We start from the raw sequence: 21,192 nt of genomic DNA, 5'->3' as shown, positions 1-21,192 counted from the left end.
AAAAATATTAATTAAGAGAAATTATATTCTTGTGCCTGAGTTTTTTGACAGATTGACTATATTGAATAATGACTTTAAAGCAGGTTTGAAAATTATTGATAAAACAAAATCAGATCCATATAAAAAACCTCGCCTAAAGCGAGGTCTTCTATAATTTAAAACTTAAAGCAAGATGTTACGAATATCTGATAACAACTTGGTCAATTTATTGGTAAATCGCGCAGCATCCGCACCATTAATCACACGATGGTCATAAGACAATGACAATGGCAACATCAGTTTTGGATCAAAGCCTGAGCCATTCCATACTGGTTGCATCGTTGCAGGTGAGATACCCAAAATCGCAACTTGCGGCCAGTTCACCAATGGCGTAAATGCAGTACCACCAATTGAACCTAGGCTAGTAATAGTAAAGTTTGCACCTTGTAAGTCTTTCGGAGAAAGTTTCTTATCACGTGCTTTTTTACTTAACTCACCCAATTCAATGGCAATTTGCTTAATCGATTTTTGATCAGGATTACGCAATACTGGAACAGTTAAACCATCTGGTGTCGCCACAGCGATTCCCATATGGATTTCTTTACGCAACAGCACAGACTTTTGATCATCTGCCAAGTGACCTGCAAAATAAGGCTCTTCTTTGAGTAAAAACGCCACCGCTTTTGCAATAAAGGCAAGGATCGTTAAGCTAATACCATCTTGCTTAAATTTCCCTTTTAACTCACCGCGCCAAGCTTCTAGTTCAGTAATATCTGCTAAATCAAATTGTGTCACTTGCGGAATAAAATTGTTTAATGACAATTGCGGTACAGACACTTGCTGTAAACGCGTCATTGGTGCAATTTCACTACCACCAAATGCACTGAAATCTGGTAATGCAGGCAAACCTGAAGCGACTGGCGCAGCAGTTGTTTGAGCTGCTGCTTGCGGTGCAGTCAATTTGGCTTTAACAAAAGCAAAAACATCATCCTTCATCACACGTGCATGAGGGCCAGAGGCCTCGACTTGTGATAAAACCACACCCAGTTCACGCGCAAGCTTACGCACGGCTGGACCAGCATAAACTTTAGCATTTTCAGCTTGTTGTGCTTTAGATAACTTTTCAGTACCCGCTTGAGCAACGGCCACTTCAGCTTTTGGCGTTGAAGCTGTCGTTTTCGCGGCTGGTGCTGATGCAGCTTGTGATGCTGGAGCGGCTGGTTTTTCTTGCGGTGCTGATGCAGTCTGACCTTGTGCTTCAATCGTTACCAAAGCAGTGCCCTGACTTACAGACTGATTCAATTCCACATGGATCGCCGTCACCGTACCTGCAACCGTACTTGGTACTTCTACAGAGGCTTTATCCGACTCAGCAACGCAAAGGCTTTGGTCTTTTTCAACTTGATCGCCTACGCTCACCAAAATTTCAGAAATTGTTGCTTTATCTACACCCAGATCAGGAACAGCAACTTCAACTTTACCCGATTGGGCTGGCGCTGATGCTTCTGGTGCAGCAGCTTGAGTTGGTGTTGCTGACGTTTGTTGAGGCGCTTCAGCAGGTGCTGCCGCCGAAGTCGTTGCAGCCCCTACAGTTTTCACTGTAATCAGTACCACACCTTCTTTAACATTATCGCCTTCTTTGACCACAACACTTTCAACCGTGCCAGCAACTGTACTTGGAACTTCAACCGTTGCTTTATCCGATTCCACTACAACGATGCTGTCATCTACCGCAATTTCGTCGCCCACTTTAACCAGAACTTCGCCGACCAAAGCTTTTTCAACACCAATATCTGGCACTTGAACTTCAACTGTTTGAGATGAAGCTGTCGTAGATGCAGAAGGTGCAACAGACGCCACAGGTTCAGCTTTAGTTTTTACAGCAGGTTCAGTTTTTGCAGCTTCTTGAGCAGGTTGTGCTGGTGATTCTGTCTCTGTTGCATCCGCAGATTCAACTTCGATCAACACAGCACCTTCTGAAACTTCATCGCCTTCCGTAACAGCAATACTTTTAACCACACCTGCTGAAGTGCTTGGCACTTCAACAGAGGCTTTGTCTGACTCAAGTAGAACGATACTGTCATCAACAGCGATGGTATCCCCGACTTTCACCAAGATTTCTGCAACAGTGGCCTTATCAACGCCAATATCAGGAGTTTTAACTTGCATCATTATTTCTCCTCTGTCACTTCAGTATAAGCAGCAACTTCTTGTACAGATGGGTGCGCTTGCGGTAACCATGCAACTGGACGATCAACATCAAGTTCAAATGAAGAGATTGCATCTTTCACCAAACGCGGATCAACTTCACCTTCATCAGCAAGTTTTTTCAATGTTGCAACCACAATATGTGCCGCATCTACACCAAAGTAACTACGCAAATTACTGCGTGTATCTGAACGACCATAACCATCTGTACCCAATGTTACATATGGACGGCTATCTGGAAGATAAGCACGGATCTGTTCGCTATAGGCACGCATATGATCTGTTGCTGAAACAACAATACCATCCGTGTCACGTAATTGCTGAGAAACCCAAGACTCTTTACCGTCTTCAAGTGGATGTAGGCGATTGTATTCTTCAACAGCCATACCATCACGTGCCAATTCATTGAAGCTTGTTACACTCCATACATTGGAATGGATTTGGTATTCATCACGTAAAATTTGCCCAGCTTTAATCACTTCACGCAGAATCACGCCTGAACCCAATAACTGAACTGTGGCTTTTTCATCTTTATTGAACAAGTACATACCACGTTTGATGCCTTCTTCAGCACCTTCAGGCAATGCAGGTTGGTCATAGTTTTCATTCATGAGCGTCAAGTAATAGAACACACGTTCCTGATTCACATACATACGTTGTAAACCATCATGCACAATCACAGCTAACTCATAACCAAAGCAAGGATCATACGCTACACAGTTTGGAATCGTTCCTGCCAAGATATGAGAATGACCATCTTGGTGTTGTAAACCTTCACCATTTAATGTTGTACGACCAGCTGTTGCACCACACAAGAAGCCTTGTGCCTGAGAGTCACCCGCTGCCCATGCAATATCCCCAATACGTTGGAAACCAAACATTGAGTAATACATATACATCGGAATCATTGGTAAGTTATTGGTTGAATAACTGGTACCCAATGCTGACCAAGCGCTCATTGCACCTGCTTCATTGATCCCTTCTTGCAACATGTGACCATCTTTCGCTTCACGATAGTTCATGAGCTGTTCTTGGTCTTCTGGGGTATAGTTTTGTCCATGCGCAGCATAGATCCCCAACTGACGGAACATGCCTTCTAAACCGAAGGTACGCGCTTCATCAGGTACGATAGGCACAACACGGTCTTTAATGGCTTTTTCTTTTAACAATGCTGCAATCAAACGCACCATAACCATCGTGGTTGATTGTTCTTTACCACCACTACCTTTAAGCACGCCATCAAATACTGAAATCTCAGGAATCGCCAATACTTCACTGTCTTTACGACGTGCAGGTAAATAACCACCTAAAGCTTCACGACGTGCTTTCATATATTTCAATTCAGGTGAGTTTTCACCTGGACGATAGAATGGAAGCTCTTCAAGTTGCTCATCAGAGAATGGTAAATTGAAACGGTCACGTACATATTTCAATGAATCGTGTTGCATTTTCTTGATTTGGTGGGTTTTGTTGACAGCTTCAATTTCGTCAGACAAACCATAACCTTTCACTGTTTTCGCTAAGATTACAGTCGGTTGACCATTGCTGGTCATTGCTGCAGCATACGCGGCATACACTTTGTATGGGTCATGACCACCGCGATTCAGATTATCAATATCTTCATCACTTAAGCCTTTTACCAACTCCGCAGCTTCAGGGTATTTACCAAAGAATTTTTCACGGGTATAAGCGCCACCTTTTACTTGGTAGCGTTGGTATTCACCATCTAGCGTTTCATCCATACGGGCTTTTAAAGCACCTGAGGTGTCTTTGTCCAATAAAGGATCCCAATGACGACCCCAGACCACCTTAATCACACGCCAGCCTGCACCACGGAACAGTGACTCTAGCTCTTGAATGATTTTACCGTTACCACGTACAGGACCATCTAGACGCTGTAAGTTACAGTTAACCACCCAGATTAAGTTGTCTAATTTTTCGCGACCCGCAAGCGAGATTGCACCTAAGCTTTCTGGCTCATCCATTTCACCATCGCCAAGATACGCCCAAACCTTACGGTTTTCTTCTTTGATCAAACCACGATTCATCAAGTACTTTTGAATATGCGCTTGATAAATTGACATGATTGGACCAAGGCCCATCGAAACAGTTGGGAACTGCCAGTAATCTGGCATTAAGTAAGGATGAGGATAACTTGAAAGCCCTTGACCACCCACTTCACGACGGAAATTGCTCAATTGATCTTCGGTCAAACGACCTTCTAAAAATGAACGTGCGTAAATACCTGGGGCGCAGTGACCTTGGTAATAGATCATGTCGCCACCAAAGCTATCGCTATTGGCACGGAAGAAATGGTTAAAGCCGACATCATATAGGGTTGCTGAAGACGCGAAACTTGCCAAGTGACCACCTAAGTCATCACCTGTTTTATTGGCACGTAGAACCATTGCCAAAGCATTCCAACGAATTAATGCTCGAATACGACGCTCCATATCTTGGTCGCCTGGCATCGCTGGAGATTCTTCAACTGGAATGGTATTTAAATAAGGGGTATTTAGACGCTGAATAGGTACATGCTTCGAAATTGCTTGTTGATATAATTTTTCTAATAAAAACGCAGCACGATCCGTACCCATATGCTGGAGCACTGAATCAAAGGCATCTTGCCATTCTTGTGTTTCCTGAGCGTCGCTATCACCATAATACGCCATTTCCCACTTACTCCTTGAATAGTTTTCTATATATTATATGTATCATGTTTTAGGCCTGTTAAGTTATCGTTACAGCCAAATGCAGATTGTAAGGATTATTTAGCAACTAAATAGTTGTTGACTAATTAACACTTAAAATAACAAAAAACCGCCAATAAAGGCGGTTTTTTATACAAAATAATTTTTTATTTGATGATAGTCTGAATACAGTATTTAATTCATCGCGACTACGAATTCAATCATGCATACAGAGCATCAATCATAAGCTCAACAATTAAATGTTTAGCGTTATGGCAACATGGCTAAGTAAGAAGATGGATTTTTACGTTGACCATCTTTCACTACTTCGTAATGCAAATGTGGACCTGTGCAACGACCAGTACAACCCACGTTGGCAATATGTTCACCAGCCTTCACCTGATCACCCACACGGGCAATTAGACGTGAAGCATGCGCATAACGTGTGATATAGCCATTGCCATGGTTAATTTCTACATATTGACCATAACCAGTGCCCCAACCAGACTTGGTTACGATACCAGGACCTGTTGCATAAATTGGTGTACCACTTGGTGCTGAAAGATCTAAACCAGAATGATGTTCGGCACGACCCCCCATTGTACGACCACCAAAATCAGAGCTTACGCGCTTCATGTCTGGAAGAGGATGAGTGACTAACCAAGAATATGGAGAGTTTGCAGTATAACGAGAAGCAGAGTTTGCGCTAGAACCGTATTTTTTAGCGATACTTGCATTGTTTAACTCGATTGGCGCATCCTGGCTACGTAAAGTAATATTCATCTTTGCTGAAGCAGGAAGATCTAAATCATCTGGATTATAAGAGCCTTGAGATAGAGTCTTGGATAATTGTTCTAAACGATCTGGTGATTGAACCAAGTCTGCAAATGCAGCGGTTGCAGCGGAAGCTGCTAAAGTAAAAGCCAATAAAATACGTCGCGTATGCATAAAAACCTCTTTAACTGTTCTTAGTCAAGTTTCTTGAGTGATCTCATCCTTGATATCTATCGAAATGAGCGCTTAAGATAGGACATAAATATGTAGGAACCATGTATGTCTGAACCAAAAAACGTCTTTCAACCAACAAGACAACACTTAAAAACAGGAAACTTATCGTTTCTTACAAAGCAAGTTGCCGAATGGCAAAAACTTACTAAATTAATTCAACCGCTACTTCCTCAACCTGAGAATTGGCGAGTTGTCTGTTATCAATACGGTATTTTGACCATCACCGGTGAAAATCAAGCCATGATTAGTCAACTCGGTTATCTTCAAAAACAGTATATTTCTCAATTATCACAAATCAACGAACTTCGTGATTTACAAAAACTGCAAGTTCGTTTACGTATTCAAAACAGCAATACTGAAACACCCCCACAACGCCATAAAACTGTAAAAAGCATACAACCTGCAACATCTGAAATGTTACAAAATGCCGCTAGTTTTGTGAGCGACCCTAAGCTTAGCCAAGCTTTACTACGTTTGGCAAGCAATAAAAAGTAAACTGATTAGATTAAATTAAGATTAAAACTGATCAAAATATGACAGATATCACACTTTTTATTGTTACACTATAACACAATGCCTAAAAGACAAAGACTTATGTCACGTTGACAAAATGAATTGGGCACAGCTTCTCGTCATCAAATGTTACAATTTCATAGCTGCTTGGATCACTTTTAACATTGCGTAAAAGTTGATTGTTCAGTGCATGTCCCGATTTATAACCATCGAATTTGGCAATAATTTGATGTCCAAGTAGGTATAAGTCACCAACTGCATCCAAAATTTTATGCCGAACAAACTCATCTGCAAAGCGTAGACCTTCTTCATTGACCACGCCGGTATCATCTAAACCAACAGCATTATCTAAGCTCGCACCCAAGGCTAAATTATTGGCTTTTAAATAATCGAGATCTTTCATAAAACCAAAAGTACGTGCGCCGCTGACTTCATAGACAAACGTTTCTGTTGAAAAATCAATGGTCGCCGATTGGTATTCTTTTGCAAAAGCAGGATGATCAAAGTCGATGGTGAAGTTGATTTGAAAACCATCGTGAGGGGTAAAAATTGCGCGCTTATCTTCTATGAGTGCTTCAACAGGTTTGAGAATCCGAATAAATTTTTTCGGTGCGTCTTGTTCTACTAATTCGCCCTGCATGAGTAAGTATATAAATGGACCTGCACTACCATCCATAATTGGTATTTCAGAAGCAGACACTTCTATAATCAGGTTATCTATACCCAAGCCAGCGATTGCACTGGTGACATGTTCAATGGTGCCAACCTTGGTTTCATGACTGACCAAATTGGAACACATGAATGCTTCTTGAATCAGCATGGCATCTGCTGGCAGATCGACAGGTGGATTTAAATCGATACGGCGAAATACAATACCCCCGTCCGCCACATGTGGCAAAAAGTTAATCATGACTTTTTGTCCGCTATGTAGTCCGATGCCACTCGCTTTAACGACTCGCTTCAGGGTACGTTGTTTCAACATGCTAATTCGGTCTTCATTCTCAAATCCGCTATACGTTAGCACATTTAGCCATTGATAAAAAACAAAAAAGGTAATGAATCTCACTACCTTTTTCGTTGATATTAATTATTTTTAATAATTATCAATCATTTACGCTGTTGATTTTTCAAATAATCTTGAATACTCATTGGCGTAGAACGACCGCTTGAACTTGGTGCTGCAACAGGTGCACCATCTTCTTGACGTTTATTGATCGCAGGAACATCATCTTCATCAACCACAGTGTTGTGGCTGGCTTGTTGGCTATATGATTGCGCAACATTGCTGATATGGGTTCTGCGTTTTGCTTCAGTTGCATCACTGGCATTACGTGTTAAACCTGTAGCAATCACAGTGACACGGATTTCATCACGTGCGTCTGGATCAAATACAGTACCAAAGAACACTTCACCTTCTTCAAGGTCAACAATTTGGTTCACAACATCTGTAATCACTTCAGTTTCACGTAAAGTCACATCAGCACCGCCCGTGATGTTAATCAACACCCCTTTGGCATTCATGATATTTACATTATCCAATAACGGACTACGGATCGCCAAACGTGCCGCTTCTTCAGCACGGTCTGGACCGCTACTCTTCCCTTCACCCATCATTGCATAACCACGTGTACTCATCGCAGTTTTCAAGTCAGCAAAGTCAAGGTTAATATGACCCGGACGAACAACCAGATCAAAAATACTCCGTACCGCATTCAGCAACACGTCATCTGCTTTACGGTAAGCATCTTGCATAGAGATGTCACCATAAACGCTGAGTAAACGTTGGTTCGGTATAATAATTAAAGAATCAACATGTTGTTCTAATGCTTCAATCCCTTTTTCAGCCGAACGTTGACGACGACGACCTTCAAAGTTAAATGGCGTTGTCACCACACCTACAGTAAGAATACCCATTTCTTGAGCAATCTCAGCAACAACGGGCGCAGCACCTGTACCTGTACCACCGCCCATTCCAGCAGTCACAAATACCATATCGGCACCTTCAAGGTGTTGACGGATTTGCTCACGGCTTTCTTCAGCAGCAATTTGACCTACATCTGGATTAGCACCGGCACCCAAACCACGTGTGCTTTGCTCACCAAGTTGCATTTTAAAAGGCGCATTCATGCGATCAAGGGCTTGCTTGTCTGTATTTGCACAAACAAATTTCACACCTTTAATGTCAGATTGCACCATGTGTTGTACGGCATTACCACCGCCGCCACCAACACCAAACACAGTAAAACGGGCTTGACCGTTGTTATCGGTTTGTCCATCGTCTAAAAATTCAAATGAGGCCATGACCTTTAGATTTCCTAATATAATTTGGCAGTCACTTAAGCCCGTATACTGCCTTGATCTTCAATAATAAAAATTGTTTTTAGGATGCTGTTCATTGCAGAGCTTGTCAAGTATTGGACAGAACACTTACAACTTCCTAACAATATTCCCCAAAAAACCACACCTAAAAAATACCTTTTAATTTGTTATTTAAGGCATTCCAACCATTCACAATCCGATCAAAGAATGGTCTTCCACCTTGAACTTCAGGTTCTTCAATCGCCTCTTGCATGTCACTTTGACTAAACAAAAGTAACCCTGCTGCTGTAGCATACATTGAACGACGTAAAGATGGTAAATTCTGATCATCGGTCACCACTTGTAACGGTGGATTGCCTAAGTGTGCAGAGATACCCAACATACGACGAGCCAATGTCACCATGCCTTCAATCTGGCAAACATCACCTGTCAGTACCACACCATGATACAAACTTTGTAGTGCACTACGTTGTTCTAATTCGTATCGTACTTTACCTAAGATATCTTCATAACGTGCGATAATAATTTCAGTCAACTCAATACGACTAATGGTTTGTGGGCCATCAATTGCCTCAAACTGAATCATATGATCCGGTTTAACTTGGTGAATGTCGACACAACCATGCAGTAACTTAATCCGTTCAGCTTCTTCGGTTGTGGTTTGCAATACAGTGGCAATATCACGGGTGACATTTTCACCACCACATTGAATGGTATGAGCTAATGCCAAATGCCCTTCAATATAGACTGCAATATTGGTCGTTCCAGCACCGATATCGAGTAAACAAACGCCATATTCTTTTTCATCTTTCAGCAAACTGCCTTCTGCAGTTGCTAAACAAGACACCACCATTTTTTCAACCGAAATATTGGCGCCTTTCATTGCACGATCCAAGTTCTGCATAGTGCTGATTGGCATCATCATCAATTGATAATGGGCTGTCATACTATTGGCAGATAAATTGATTGGGTTCTGTACCCACTCACTTGAATCATCCAGCTCAAAACCTAAAGGCACTGCACTTGCTAAGTAATGATCGGCTGTCATATGACTGGCTTTAGCAAGTTCTAATGCACGCACCACTTCAGTTGTCGTAATGGTATGTTCTGAATTTGAAATCGGTGTACGACCAATCGCATAATGGCTTTGTAATTCGGTGCTTGGAATTGAAACCCAAGCTGAATGAATACGACACTCAGCCATATCTTCAGCTTCTTGAACGGCTTGTTTAATTGCATTTGTGACTTTATCAAGGCTCACAATTTTGCCTTTATTCATTCCTTTATTGCGTGCGCTTGCCATGCCAATAACCTGAATATTATCAGGGGCATGTACTTTACCAATCAGTACTGAAACTTTATGTGTCCCAATGTCAATTGCAACAACTGAGGGAACAGCTTCATTCATCACTTTGCTACCATTATCTTCATTGTTTATGTTTGGCTATATGCCTCTTTTTCAAGCCACGTATTATGGCTGTGCAACCATCCCACCTGCAACGCTTATGTCATTACTGGTTACAACAAATTGACCATTCACAATCTTTGGTGAAATAGAATTTCTCCATTGAATTGCCAAACCATTTCGGTAGCGCAAATCAATGGCGGAAATATTCGACCAAGCGGGTTTCAAATCAGTTTGAGCCAGATGACTTAAACGTTGTAGCTTACTCATGGTTTGATCTTGATCTACGATCACCCGTAGTCCCGAATCAAACTGCATAAACCAAGTCATACGTTCAGTGAGATAAAGCTCTTTTAAACGTAAGTTGACTGGGTGAAATAATTGATTAATTTCATTATAGCGACGCATCATCACTTTGGATTGGCTGAGCGGCCCATGAAGCAATGGCAAGTTTGAATAATTCTTCGCCACCGCTTCTGTATAGACATCTCCAGCATCACTCAGTAATCGCCCGGTTCCCCAACGTGCGATTGCATGACGCGGCATAATCCGCACACGAATACCATTTGGCCATGCCCGTGAAACCACAACACGATCCACCCATGATACTTCTAGTGCTTTATCTCGAATCTGTTCTAAATCCGAGGTGAAATAATTATTTTTAACAACAGGCGCCAAATGTTGTGTAATCGCTTGTGACTCTACTGGTGAGGTGGTACCTACCACTTGAAGTGTGGCCACCCGAGCATCGGTAATCACTTTATACAGACCATAGATTCCTGCAAATAGCACAGCAATAGCAATGACCATAAGCAACCAGCTTCCCACGTTGAGAAGCTTTTCCTGACGTGTTGGCGGCTTATCGTGTATTGATGTAATTGCCGCACGTTTGCGACGCATCGAAGCAGGAAGTTGAGCCATAAACTTAGTGTGCTTGTTCCGTGAGCGTTTGCGCTAAAATCGCAACACACAATTCATCAAAGCTATAACCTACAGCTTTTGCGGCTTTAGGCACAAGCGAGTGACTGGTCATGCCAGGCACTGTATTCACTTCTAACAACCAGAAATGACCTTGTTCATCTAACATCGCATCAATCCGTCCCCAACCACTGGCACCGACTGCTTGGAAGGCACGTAAACACAATTCTTGTAAGTTCTTTTCTTCTGACTCGCTTAAACCACATGGAATACCATATTCCACGTCATTACGGTTATATTTTGCTTCATAATCATAGAATGCAACATCAGCAGGTGGTTGCAAACGAATCACGGGTAATGGCAAACCATTGAGGAAAGAAATGGTATATTCACGCCCCGTGATCCATTTTTCAGCCATCACCACAGCATCATGTACTGTGGCTTTTTCAATTGCAGCAGCAAGGTCTTCCGCTTTTTCAACCTTGCTCATACCAACACTAGAACCTTCATGTACAGGCTTAATGATTAATGGTAAGCCAAGGCTTTCAATCACTTCAGTTAAATCAGAATCTTTGGAAATAATACGATACGGTGCAGTCGGTAAATCTGAACCTTGCCAGATTTGTTTGGTTTTAACTTTGTCCATCCCAATCGCTGAACCCTGAACCCCTGTACCTGTATACGGTACATTCATCCATTCTAACGCACCTTGGATTTGACCATCTTCACCACCACGACCATGCAATACAATAAATGCGCGATCATAGCCCACAAGTTCCGTCACGCTACGTTCTTGTGGATCGAAGCCTTCCGCATTCACACCCGAACGTAATAATGCTTCTAAAACAGCTTTACCACTATCTAATGACACCTCACGCTCAGCAGATTTCCCACCAAGCAACACCGCTACTTTGCCGAATTTAGAAGCATTTGACACGTTTAAATCCTTAAACTTATAAGTTAGTCAATTTAATTTCGAGGCTTTATTCAAATCCAAATTTAAACAAAGCCAAATCAATTATTTTAAATACAGTTGGTTTTGAGCCAATTCTACAGAAATTGCTCCCACGTTACCCGCACCTTGTGTTAATAACAAGTCATTCGCTTGTAACACTTTTTGTATCGCGTTCTGCAAATTGCCTTCCACTGGGTCAATCAAGATCGGCTCAACTTCACCACGCAGGCGAATACTCCGAGCTAATGAACGACTATCTGCACCAACAATCGGTTTCTCACCTGCAGGATATACTTCTAACAACAACAATTGATCGACTTGTGACAACACATCTACAAAATCATCAAAACAGTCACGAGTACGACTATAACGATGTGGCTGAAACATCATCACCAAACGACGATCTGGATGGCTGGCACGTGCAGCTTTAATGGTCGCTTCAACTTCTTTCGGGTGATGCCCATAATCATCTACAAGTTTTACAGTACCTTCATCCAATTCAAACTCACCTTGAACTTGGAAACGACGACCTACACCACTAAAGCTTTCTAAGGCACGTGCAATCGCAGCATCAGACACACCTTCATCCGTTGCAATACCAATCGCAGCCAGTGCGTTTAGAATATTATGTAAACCTGGAAGATTAATGGTTAAACGTAATGGCTCACGACCTTTACGTAATACAGTAAAGCTTGACTGCATACCGACTTGTTCAACATCAATTGCTCGAATGTCATTGTCTTCATTAAAACCATAGGTCAATACTGGACGACCAATACGTGGCATGATTTCACGAATATTGGCATCATCACCACACACTACAGCCAAGCCATAGAACGGCATTTTCTGTAAGAATTTGATAAAGGTGTCTTTAAGTACATCAAAACTACCGCCATAGGTATCCATATGATCTGCATCAATATTGGTAACAATGGCCGCCATAGGTTCTAGATGTAAAAATGATGCATCTGATTCGTCTGCTTCTGCGACAATGAAACGACTAGCACCCAACGCAGCATTAACACCGGTACGGTTTAACAGACCACCGATCACATAAGTTGGATCCATGTTTTCTTCTGCCAACATGCAGGTCACTAAACTGGTTGTGGTGGTTTTACCATGGGTTCCTGCAACCGCGATACCATGACGATAACGCATCAATTCACCCAACATTTCTGCACGGCGCACTACGGGTATACGATTTTCAATTGCTGCTTTTACTTCTAAATTTTCAGGATCAATTGCAGTAGAAACAACCAGTACATTTGCACCTTTGATATTGTCTGCCGTATGTCCAATAAAAACTTTAATACCGTTTTCTTCAAGTTGAACTGTTGTTTTTGATGCCTTAATGTCAGAACCAGAAACCTTATAGCCTTGGTTTTTCAATACTTCTGCAATACCACACATCCCAGCACCACCGATACCCACAAAATGGATATGTTTAATACGGCGCATCTCTGGAATTTTAATTAGGTTTTTTGCTTTATCAGCAGGGCTTGTTGGAGACATAATCAACTCTAACTTACAAATCTTGAATTAAACCAACCACACGTTGTGTTGCATCTGGTTGAGCTTGTTGACGAGCTTTTACCGCCATTTCCATCAATAATTGGCGGTTCATCAACGGTGTTAGTAAATCCTTTAACGAATCTGGAGTCATGCTCTGTTGCGGACAGATTTTCGCCGCACCTGTTTTCTCCAAAAATCGTGCATTGGCAGTTTGGTGATCATCCACCGCACTTGGTAATGGCACAAATACAGCCGCCACACCAGCAGTCGCCACTTCAGTGACTGTTAGTGCACCTGCACGACAAATAATTAAATCTGCGTTGCTATAGGCCAGTGCCATATCTTCAATAAATTGCTGAACCTCAACCTGTATATTTGCAGGCGCATCCGCATATAAAGCCTGTGTGGTCTCTTGCTTATTTTGCCCACACTGATGAAATACTTTTAATGGAACATCAAATTGTTTTAAGGCTTGAGGTACACATTCATTCAAGGCTTGTGCACCCAAAGAACCACCAACAATTAAAATATGTAAGGGTTCAGCCGCATTTTCGCGTTCTTTATAACGAAAAGAAGGATTATAAATTGCGGTAATTTCTGACCGTACAGGATTACCTGTCGTCACAATTTTTTCACTTTTCGGAAAAGTATCTGGAAATGCTTCGCAGACTTTTTTAGCAATTCTTGAAAGCTGGGTATTGGTAAAGCCTGCCACTGCATTTTGTTCGTGAATAATCACAGGAATACCCAACAGACGTGCAGCCAAACCACCCGGCCCCGCAACATAACCGCCAAAACCAGCCACTGCATCGACATTGAGCTGTTTCATATAGCGCATTGCGCTCAAGGTTGCTTTTAAAATTTTAAACGGTGCAGCCAATTTACGTACAATACCGTTGCCACGTACACCTTGAATGTCAATGTGATAGATTGGAATATCATGTTGTTTTAAAAGTCGATTTTCCATACCTGTCGGAGTCGCCAACCAAGACACTTGGCTGCCTTGTTGTTGCAATTCTTTTGCAACTGCCAGTGCAGGGAATACATGTCCACCTGTACCTGCCGCCATCATCATGATGTGTTTCGGTGTGCTTTGCTGGGGTTCGGTCACGGTCTAATTCTTCAATGCAAAAATAAATATTTAACGAATATCTTAAACAACCAATTGTAATCACAATCCGCTATGGGGAAAAGTTTATTTACTTTTTTTCACCAAGCCTTTCATTGTTTTTTTCTACTGATTTGAAAGTTTAAACTACTTTTATCATTAATCCGTTAAAAAAAGTGGAATTAAACGTTATTTTTTTATATTTCTCGATGATTTATCATTTTTATAGCCAATCGACAGCAAAAAAATAGAGCCGCGAACGACTCTATTTTTTAGTTGAGATTTAGAATGCAGTATCCCAGAGCTTAAATTAAACTGACTGGCCGGCTTCTAGTACATTAAACAAATCATCTGCAATTGAAGTACCAAATTGATCATCAATTTCACGAATACAGGTTGGACTAGTGACATTGATTTCAGTGACATAATTTCCAATCACATCTAATCCGACAAAAACCAAGCCTTTGGCTTTTAAGAATGGCCCAACTTTGGCTGCGATGGCTTTGTCATTTTCAGTCAATGGACGAGCTTCACCTAAACCGCCTGCTGCCAAATTCCCACGCACCTCACCATTTTGAGGAATACGAGCCAAGCAATAAGGTACAGGTTCACCATTAATCATCAAAATACGTTTATCACCATCCACAATTTCAGGGATATAACGTTGTGCCATAATCGGTTGTGTGCCATTTTCAGTTAAAATTTCAATGGTTGAACCAATATTGACCCCATCTTGATATAAGCGGAAGATCCCCATTCCACCCATACCATCCAGTGGCTTAACAATAACGTCACCATGTTCTTTTAAAAATTCACGAATCAAACTTTGTTGCGAAGTCACTAAAGTGGGTACTTGTAGATCTGGAAATTGGGTCGCAAACAATTTTTCATTACAGTCACGCAAACTTTGTGGTTTGTTAATAATCCACGCCCCTTCACGCTCTGCCTGTTCCAAAATATAAGTGGTATAAACAAAGTTCATGTCAAAAGGCGGATCTTTACGCATCAACACCACATCATACGTTGCAAGCGACTCTTTGGCTTTTTCACCTAACTCATAGTAGTGATCGTAATCTTCAAAAACCTGAAGCGGTGAAATCAAACCAAAGGCTTTGCCTTGGTCAATATATAAATCTTGTTGTAATGCATAGCCTAACTCATGCCCTCGACGTGCAGCCGCCCATAACATTGCCATTGTTGAGTCTTTTTTCAGGTTTACACTTTCGATGGGATCCATCACAACAAGTACGCGCATATTGATGCTCTTATAAAATTTTGGATTGAATGCAGTATAGCGGAGAATCTGGTGTACTTTTCCGAAATTTCGCTAAACTCTTAGCAATTATTGTGAATATGATGATCGAAATGCAACAAGCCATTGTGGGATTTCATTTGGATGAGGAGCAACATTATGTTGCTGAACTTGCCTGTGGGCATCAACAACATGTGCGTCATCTTCCGCCTTGGCAGAATCGTCCGTGGGTATTGACAGAACAAGGACGTCAGGAAAAAATAGGCATGCTGTTAGAGTGTAAGGCTTGTGAAATAACCCAGAAATAAGCCTTCAAATAAAATAATATTCGGAGTAGGATTGACTCTAAATCAATATTTTCGACGAATAAAACAATAGTGGGATATATAACATGTTGAAAAAAAATATTTATATTGCGTGTTCTATTTTATTTATTACATCAAATACATTTGCGCAAAAAAATGATTTATTACAAGGTTATTGGGCGATGTTGCCTTTGAACAATGGAATTGCCAATGTCGCTTATTTAGATGGCAAAGACACCGCTACCTTATATCCTTTTGAGTGTGACTTTAAAAATAAAACCGTCAGCTCGCCAGAACCACCTGAGGTTTCAAAATACAAAATTAAAAATAACAGCCTCTATTTGCTTTACCCAGATGAAGCAGCAAACCAAACGCTCGTCATCAAATCATTAAAAAAAGATCAGTTGGTATTAGAACAGACCTTTCTTGAAAATTATGCCTTAACCTATACCTATCAAAAAGTAGAAGGTATAAAAAATTTATGCCCTACCGCATAGATCTAACATCAGCCCAGTAAGTACAAGCACATCAATGGCAAAACAGATAATTAATGCGTGATCACTATGCTAGATCAAAACGACTCATCAGAGATTAAAAATTACTATAACAAACTTGCGCACGACTACGATAACAACCGTTTTAATAACAGTTATGGGCAATATTTAGACCAACAAGAGCGTGCTTTTCTCAAGCGTATTCTCAGTAAAACAGCACCTACACATTGTATGGATATCGGTTGTGGTACAGGTCGTTTACTCGATTATGCCGATTACGGTGTAGATTTCAGCCCTGAAATGCTGAAAGTCGCTAGAGAAAAATATCCACATAAAATTTTGCTTGAAGGCTCTCTGACTGAAATTCCAATCGAAAATCATCAGCTCGATGTCATTTATAGCTTTCATGTGATCATGCATCAAGACCATGCAACCACAGAACAATTTCTAAATGAGGCGCAGCAAAAATTAAAACCCAATGGCAAGCTTATTTTTGATTTCCCCTCCGCCAAACGTCGACAAGCTGTAAAGCATCAACAACAAAGCTGGCATGCTGCTCATCAAATGACATTGGCAGAGATTGCAAAGCTGCTTGGCACTCAATGGAAGCTGGTTGAAAGTCAGGGCTTTTTATTTTTCCCTATCCATCGTATTCCAACGATTTTACGCCCACTGTTTAGAAGCCTAGACAGCTTGATGTGCCGTTCATTTTTAAAAGAATATGCATCATACTTGGTTGTCGTTTTAGAAAAACAACCGTCAGTAAACAATTAGAATAAGCAGGTGGAATATGCGGCAATATTTACCCAAATCATGGAAACTGCTTTATCAGTTATTACGCAGGTATTGTCGTGAACACCTTTTCTCGAAGCTACAGTTTGCCTTAAAACATCAAGCACTGTGGCAAGCAGACCAGCAAATTTCAACCCAACAAAGCATCAAGATAAATCATTATTTTGAAAATAAAACCCATAACATTGATCTTGCAATTCAGAGCATAAACAGTTTGGTCATTGAGCCAAATCAAATCTTTTCATTTTGGCATTTGGTAACAGCCCCGACGTTAAACAATGGCTATAAAACAGGACGTAATCTGGTCAATAGAAAAATTTCAGAAGATCTGGGTGGTGGGATCTGTCAAATTTCTTGTTTGCTCTATATCAATGCGTTAAAAGCGGGTTTAACCATCATAGAACGACATTCACATTCGATTGATATTTACCAAGAACATGAACGCTTTACCCCCTTAGGCAGTGATGCAACTGTGGTGTATGGCTATAAGGACTTACAGTTTCAAAATTGTTTAGATCAGGCACTACAAATTCAAATTTTTAGACAGCATGACCAACTGGTCGCCACGTTGGTCGCTCAACAGCATTTAAAGGAATATACACTCAAATTTATTGTTGAAGATTCTAAAACCCATCGAATTGTCCGCACCTTGCAAGACCAAAAACAGATTGAGCAAAGTATCTACTTGCTCAATTCACCTGCTGATTAAGCTTATTTTTCTTGAAATTGTTGTTGGCTATTTTCTATCAGGTATTGATGAGCAGTCCGTGGATCACGCGGTAAGGCCAGTTTGACACGACAACCCAACTCAATATCATCTTTTTCAAACACAATGATTTCAGCATCCAGCTCTATTGGACGACCAATTTCAAAATCGGTTTGATCTAAACTTTCTCCCAATAAGTCTGCATATTTCTTTTCTAAGTGCCCAATGGTTAAATCTTGAATCATGACTTTAATCGAGTATTGTTGTCTCGAACATTCAGGTTCACGTTGAATACGTGATTTCTTGATATAACTGTTCTCAGATGCTCTTAACATCAATTCATTGATTAATTTTTTCTGGGCGTGCACGTTGATATTTAAAACCAGCTCAAACTGTTCTAAACCTTTCCATTGAAATGGATATTGCCGAAAAAACATATCCCGCTCAAATTGGTAACGTTGCCAACGTCGTTGGTCGATATGTTTGACCAACATAATGCCAAGTACAGCAACCACGACGATTATCAATAGAATGAACATTAAAAATGGCACCTAATCCTTTATAGTCCATAAAAATAAGGAGCTTATGCTCCTTATCTTATCCTTTTTTTTAACTTATATACCATATTTCACACGGTAAGCTTCCATTTTTGCTAAAGCATCTTGCTCACCTTTGGCATCAAGATAATCCATTAAGTCTTTCATGCTAATTAAAGCATGCACCGGAATCTCAAGTTCTTGTTGAACTTCTTGGATGGCAGACAATTGACCTTGCCCTTTTTCTTGACGATCTAGCGCAACCAATACGCCTGCAATTGTGGCACCTGCATTTTTAAGAATTGTGACAACTTCACGAATTGCGGTACCCGCTGTAATCACATCATCAATAATCCAGACTTTTTTGCCTTCTACTGAAGCACCGACCAATACACCGCCTTCACCATGATCTTTGGCTTCTTTACGGTTAAAGCCCCAAGGCACACTTACACCATGTACTTGTGACAAAGCCACAGCTGTTGCGGCAACAAAAGGAATTCCTTTGTATGCAGGTCCAAAGATCACTTCAACGTTGTTACATTGTGTTAATTTATCTGCATAACCTTGAGCTAAAAGCGATAATGCTTCACCATCGTTGAGTAAACCTGCATTAAAAAAATAAGGGCTCACACGACCTGATTTTAAAGTAAACTCACCAAATTTAAGCACACCACGTGATAATGCGAGTTCGATAAAAGCTTGCGGGTTAAACTGAGCTGGCGTTGACATGAGGTGCTCCAAAATTCATACATTGAGGTTATGACTGCGCATGATACCAAAGAGTAGCTATCCAAGTGATCAAAAAATTTTAAGAGTTGTCTCAATTAACGTAAATGGCTTACGTTCATCCGTCACTAAAGGCCTACTTGAATGGATGGAAAAGTCAGATGCAGACGTGATCTGTATCCAAGAAAGCCGTATTACGCATGAACAGTGGACCGATAAATTTAAACCCGACGGTTGGTTTACCCATTTGTTCCCTGCGGAAAAATCAGGCTATGCAGGTACAGCGATTTACAGTCGCTTGCCATTTAAATCGATCCAGAACGGTTTGGGTTTTGAACTTGCCGATAGCCAAGGTCGTTTTATTAGCGCGGAATTTGATGTCGGTTTAGCCAAACCTGTGCATATCTGCTCGCTGTATTTACCTTCTGGCTCATCAGGTGATGAAGCACAAGCCCGTAAAGATCACTTCTTAGAAGAATATCGAAAAATTTTAAAACAATGGCGTGATGAAGATAAATCAATCATTGTATGTGGTGATTACAACATTGTGCATAAACGAATCGATATTAAAAACTGGTCAGGTAACCAAAAATCGTCAGGTTGCTTACCGCATGAACGTGCCTGGTTAGATCATATTTATGATGAACTAGGCTATGTCGATACATTTCGTGAAGTTCGTAAAGAAGCAGAACTGTATTCTTGGTGGTCCAATCGTGGACAAGCGCGTGCGAAAAATGTCGGTTGGCGTATTGATTATCAAGCATGCTCACCTGACTGGAAAGATCGCACAGTCAATGCTTGGGTCTATAAAGATGAATGGTATAGCGACCATGCCCCTGTGATTATTGATTATCAAATTTAAACAGCCAGCTCAATTTTTAAATAAAAATTGAGCATTTTTGTGAACAAGTGTTCACTGATTATAAGGCAATAACTTACAAATTTTGTCGTGTTATCTTATATTTTCTTCATATCAACAAGCGCATTATACACGCACGGCACAGGGACATTGTCAGGATGACAGCAAAAGGATAGGACGCCGTAGGAAGAAAAGGAAATAAGTATTTTGAATATTTATTTTTCAAGGATGTGACATTGGACGTTGTAATGAGACCCGCATAATCAGGATGATTAGATGCGGGTTTTCTCTTTTTTTAATTTAAATTTTCTTTAGTTTCAATTTTTTTATTTTTTAGATTCAAATCATTCAATCAGCCAGTCTACTGCTCGCTTCAATAAAATATTAAGCGCAAATTGTTAAATTCTGATGACAGCAATCACGCCTTTTAAAATATTTTATCTATTCTTATACTGTACATATTGGCAATTTTGCTACTCTTTCTGTCAAATCAAACAATTGAATATTAGGTTAAGACATGTTGAAAATTTATGGAATCAAAAATTGTAACTCCATGAAAAAAGCTTTTGATTTACTGACTGAACTTGGCTTGAGTTATGAATTTCATGATTATAAAAAACAAGGCATAGATGCAGAGACGGTTAAACAATGGCTCGATCATATTGGGCAAGATCTTGTACTCAATAAAAAAGGTACAACGTGGAAAAAGCTCAGTGAACAAGAACAACAACTGGCTTTGTCGAGTGAACAAGCATTGATTCAAGCACTTACCACACACACCAGTTTAATTAAGCGCCCTGTGATTGATCAAAATGGCCAGTATGTAATTGGTTTTGATGAAGATAAAATTAAAGCTTTAAAACTTACAACATAAAAATCATCGAGCAACAAAAAGCCTGATCAATAG

20 protein-coding genes are annotated in these 21,192 nt (G+C 40.7%); 7 read left to right on the top strand and 13 right to left on the bottom strand.

Features of this window, described 5'->3' with window-relative positions:
• Positions 1 to 162: 162 nt before the first annotated feature.
• The 3 genes from MTO68_RS00840 to MTO68_RS00830 form a co-directional block, all read right to left on the bottom strand.
• Complete coding sequence (locus MTO68_RS00840; RefSeq protein WP_244015942.1) at positions 163 to 2,148, bottom strand: 2-oxo acid dehydrogenase subunit E2; 1,986 nt, start codon at positions 2,146 to 2,148, stop codon at positions 163 to 165.
• 2 nt (positions 2,149 to 2,150) lie between these two features.
• On the bottom strand, positions 2,151 to 4,859 hold the full coding sequence (gene aceE, locus MTO68_RS00835; RefSeq protein WP_004818397.1) for a pyruvate dehydrogenase (acetyl-transferring), homodimeric type: 2,709 nt from the start codon (positions 4,857 to 4,859) through the stop codon (positions 2,151 to 2,153).
• Positions 4,860 to 5,147: 288 nt separating this feature from the next.
• Complete coding sequence (locus MTO68_RS00830) at positions 5,148 to 5,825, bottom strand: M23 family metallopeptidase (RefSeq protein ID WP_004718614.1); 678 nt, start codon at positions 5,823 to 5,825, stop codon at positions 5,148 to 5,150.
• Positions 5,826 to 5,930: 105 nt separating this feature from the next.
• Between MTO68_RS00830 and MTO68_RS00825 the strand changes: the two genes are divergently transcribed.
• Positions 5,931 to 6,380 carry a hypothetical protein gene (locus tag MTO68_RS00825; protein ID WP_034611264.1) on the top strand — a complete coding sequence of 150 codons (450 nt, stop codon included), beginning with the start codon at positions 5,931 to 5,933 and terminating at the stop codon, positions 6,378 to 6,380.
• 97 nt (positions 6,381 to 6,477) lie between these two features.
• Here the strand turns inward: MTO68_RS00825 and lpxC are convergent, their stop codons facing one another.
• From lpxC to gshB, 8 genes are all read right to left on the bottom strand, one after another.
• Positions 6,478 to 7,380, bottom strand: a complete 903-nt coding sequence (gene lpxC / locus MTO68_RS00820) for a UDP-3-O-acyl-N-acetylglucosamine deacetylase (RefSeq protein ID WP_016539103.1) — start codon at positions 7,378 to 7,380, stop codon at positions 6,478 to 6,480.
• A 125-nt stretch (positions 7,381 to 7,505) separates the two neighbouring features.
• Positions 7,506 to 8,699: a cell division protein FtsZ gene (gene ftsZ / locus MTO68_RS00815; RefSeq protein WP_004718620.1), complete on the bottom strand. Its 1,194-nt coding sequence runs from the start codon at positions 8,697 to 8,699 to the stop codon at positions 7,506 to 7,508.
• Between the two features lie 163 nt (positions 8,700 to 8,862).
• Complete coding sequence (gene ftsA, locus MTO68_RS00810) at positions 8,863 to 10,125, bottom strand: cell division protein FtsA (RefSeq protein ID WP_004718623.1); 1,263 nt, start codon at positions 10,123 to 10,125, stop codon at positions 8,863 to 8,865.
• A gap of 63 nt (positions 10,126 to 10,188) precedes the next feature.
• Positions 10,189 to 11,043, bottom strand: coding sequence for a cell division protein FtsQ/DivIB (locus MTO68_RS00805; RefSeq protein WP_034611259.1), 855 nt, complete (start codon positions 11,041 to 11,043; stop codon positions 10,189 to 10,191).
• 4 nt (positions 11,044 to 11,047) lie between these two features.
• The gene (locus tag MTO68_RS00800; RefSeq protein ID WP_004818390.1) at positions 11,048 to 11,977 is read right to left on the bottom strand and encodes a D-alanine--D-alanine ligase; all 930 of its coding nucleotides are present in this window, start codon (positions 11,975 to 11,977) and stop codon (positions 11,048 to 11,050) included.
• Between the two features lie 81 nt (positions 11,978 to 12,058).
• A complete protein-coding gene (gene murC / locus MTO68_RS00795; protein WP_004818388.1) occupies positions 12,059 to 13,507 on the bottom strand; it encodes a UDP-N-acetylmuramate--L-alanine ligase in 1,449 nt (482 codons plus the stop codon).
• Between the two features lie 13 nt (positions 13,508 to 13,520).
• Positions 13,521 to 14,618: an undecaprenyldiphospho-muramoylpentapeptide beta-N-acetylglucosaminyltransferase gene (gene murG / locus MTO68_RS00790; RefSeq protein ID WP_034611255.1), complete on the bottom strand. Its 1,098-nt coding sequence runs from the start codon at positions 14,616 to 14,618 to the stop codon at positions 13,521 to 13,523.
• Between the two features lie 307 nt (positions 14,619 to 14,925).
• The gene (gene gshB, locus MTO68_RS00785) at positions 14,926 to 15,870 is read right to left on the bottom strand and encodes a glutathione synthase (protein ID WP_004818384.1); all 945 of its coding nucleotides are present in this window, start codon (positions 15,868 to 15,870) and stop codon (positions 14,926 to 14,928) included.
• Positions 15,871 to 15,980: 110 nt separating this feature from the next.
• Here gshB and MTO68_RS00780 point away from each other — a divergent pair, with 110 nt between their 5' ends.
• The 4 genes from MTO68_RS00780 to MTO68_RS00765 all read left to right on the top strand — a co-directional run bounded on the left by MTO68_RS00780 (position 15,981) and on the right by MTO68_RS00765 (position 18,167).
• Positions 15,981 to 16,175: a DUF3565 domain-containing protein gene (locus tag MTO68_RS00780; protein ID WP_034611335.1), complete on the top strand. Its 195-nt coding sequence runs from the start codon at positions 15,981 to 15,983 to the stop codon at positions 16,173 to 16,175.
• 83 nt (positions 16,176 to 16,258) lie between these two features.
• The gene (locus tag MTO68_RS00775) at positions 16,259 to 16,669 is read left to right on the top strand and encodes a hypothetical protein (RefSeq protein WP_244014656.1); all 411 of its coding nucleotides are present in this window, start codon (positions 16,259 to 16,261) and stop codon (positions 16,667 to 16,669) included.
• Between the two features lie 66 nt (positions 16,670 to 16,735).
• Entirely contained in the window at positions 16,736 to 17,440 is a 705-nt protein-coding gene (locus tag MTO68_RS00770) for a class I SAM-dependent methyltransferase (protein WP_244014655.1), read from the top strand.
• A gap of 16 nt (positions 17,441 to 17,456) precedes the next feature.
• A complete protein-coding gene (locus MTO68_RS00765; RefSeq protein ID WP_244014653.1) occupies positions 17,457 to 18,167 on the top strand; it encodes a VanW family protein in 711 nt (236 codons plus the stop codon).
• Positions 18,168 to 18,169: 2 nt separating this feature from the next.
• Here the strand turns inward: MTO68_RS00765 and MTO68_RS00760 are convergent, their stop codons facing one another.
• Complete coding sequence (locus tag MTO68_RS00760; RefSeq protein ID WP_004718640.1) at positions 18,170 to 18,703, bottom strand: hypothetical protein; 534 nt, start codon at positions 18,701 to 18,703, stop codon at positions 18,170 to 18,172.
• A gap of 75 nt (positions 18,704 to 18,778) precedes the next feature.
• Positions 18,779 to 19,429, bottom strand: a complete 651-nt coding sequence (gene pyrE, locus MTO68_RS00755; RefSeq protein WP_004718641.1) for an orotate phosphoribosyltransferase — start codon at positions 19,427 to 19,429, stop codon at positions 18,779 to 18,781.
• Between the two features lie 40 nt (positions 19,430 to 19,469).
• On the opposite strand from pyrE, the gene MTO68_RS00750 reads away from it, so the two are divergent.
• Positions 19,470 to 20,288 carry an exodeoxyribonuclease III gene (locus MTO68_RS00750; RefSeq protein WP_244014651.1) on the top strand — a complete coding sequence of 273 codons (819 nt, stop codon included), beginning with the start codon at positions 19,470 to 19,472 and terminating at the stop codon, positions 20,286 to 20,288.
• Between the two features lie 514 nt (positions 20,289 to 20,802).
• Positions 20,803 to 21,159, top strand: coding sequence for a Spx/MgsR family RNA polymerase-binding regulatory protein (locus MTO68_RS00745; protein WP_004718643.1), 357 nt, complete (start codon positions 20,803 to 20,805; stop codon positions 21,157 to 21,159).
• The last annotated feature ends 33 nt before the right edge of the window (positions 21,160 to 21,192 follow it).

This window comes from Acinetobacter sp. NyZ410 (assembly GCF_022828975.1).
In the GTDB taxonomy this organism is placed as follows: domain Bacteria; phylum Pseudomonadota; class Gammaproteobacteria; order Pseudomonadales; family Moraxellaceae; genus Acinetobacter; species Acinetobacter guillouiae.
The sequence above is the reverse complement of the archived record's forward strand: the minus strand, read 5'-3'. Positions and strand labels throughout refer to the sequence as shown.

What these genes read in the sequence shown, in the direction of transcription:
- MTO68_RS00840 (WP_244015942.1), bottom strand. Translation starts at nt 2,148, where the DNA reads ATGCAAGTTAAAACTCCTGATATTGGCGTTGATAAGGCCACTGTTGCA.
- aceE (WP_004818397.1), bottom strand. Translation starts at nt 4,859, where the DNA reads ATGGCGTATTATGGTGATAGCGACGCTCAGGAAACACAAGAATGGCAA.
- MTO68_RS00830 (WP_004718614.1), bottom strand. Translation starts at nt 5,825, where the DNA reads ATGCATACGCGACGTATTTTATTGGCTTTTACTTTAGCAGCTTCCGCT.
- MTO68_RS00825 (WP_034611264.1), top strand. Translation starts at nt 5,931, where the DNA reads ATGTCTGAACCAAAAAACGTCTTTCAACCAACAAGACAACACTTAAAA.
- lpxC (WP_016539103.1), bottom strand. Translation starts at nt 7,380, where the DNA reads ATGTTGAAACAACGTACCCTGAAGCGAGTCGTTAAAGCGAGTGGCATC.
- ftsZ (WP_004718620.1), bottom strand. Translation starts at nt 8,699, where the DNA reads ATGGCCTCATTTGAATTTTTAGACGATGGACAAACCGATAACAACGGT.
- ftsA (WP_004718623.1), bottom strand. Translation starts at nt 10,125, where the DNA reads ATGAATGAAGCTGTTCCCTCAGTTGTTGCAATTGACATTGGGACACAT.
- MTO68_RS00805 (WP_034611259.1), bottom strand. Translation starts at nt 11,043, where the DNA reads ATGGCTCAACTTCCTGCTTCGATGCGTCGCAAACGTGCGGCAATTACA.
- murC (WP_004818388.1), bottom strand. Translation starts at nt 13,507, where the DNA reads ATGTCTCCAACAAGCCCTGCTGATAAAGCAAAAAACCTAATTAAAATT.
- gshB (WP_004818384.1), bottom strand. Translation starts at nt 15,870, where the DNA reads ATGCGCGTACTTGTTGTGATGGATCCCATCGAAAGTGTAAACCTGAAA.
- MTO68_RS00780 (WP_034611335.1), top strand. Translation starts at nt 15,981, where the DNA reads ATGCAACAAGCCATTGTGGGATTTCATTTGGATGAGGAGCAACATTAT.
- MTO68_RS00775 (WP_244014656.1), top strand. Translation starts at nt 16,259, where the DNA reads ATGTTGAAAAAAAATATTTATATTGCGTGTTCTATTTTATTTATTACA.
- MTO68_RS00770 (WP_244014655.1), top strand. Translation starts at nt 16,736, where the DNA reads ATGCTAGATCAAAACGACTCATCAGAGATTAAAAATTACTATAACAAA.
- MTO68_RS00765 (WP_244014653.1), top strand. Translation starts at nt 17,457, where the DNA reads ATGCGGCAATATTTACCCAAATCATGGAAACTGCTTTATCAGTTATTA.
- MTO68_RS00760 (WP_004718640.1), bottom strand. Translation starts at nt 18,703, where the DNA reads ATGTTCATTCTATTGATAATCGTCGTGGTTGCTGTACTTGGCATTATG.
- pyrE (WP_004718641.1), bottom strand. Translation starts at nt 19,429, where the DNA reads ATGTCAACGCCAGCTCAGTTTAACCCGCAAGCTTTTATCGAACTCGCA.
- MTO68_RS00750 (WP_244014651.1), top strand. Translation starts at nt 19,470, where the DNA reads ATGATACCAAAGAGTAGCTATCCAAGTGATCAAAAAATTTTAAGAGTT.
- MTO68_RS00745 (WP_004718643.1), top strand. Translation starts at nt 20,803, where the DNA reads ATGTTGAAAATTTATGGAATCAAAAATTGTAACTCCATGAAAAAAGCT.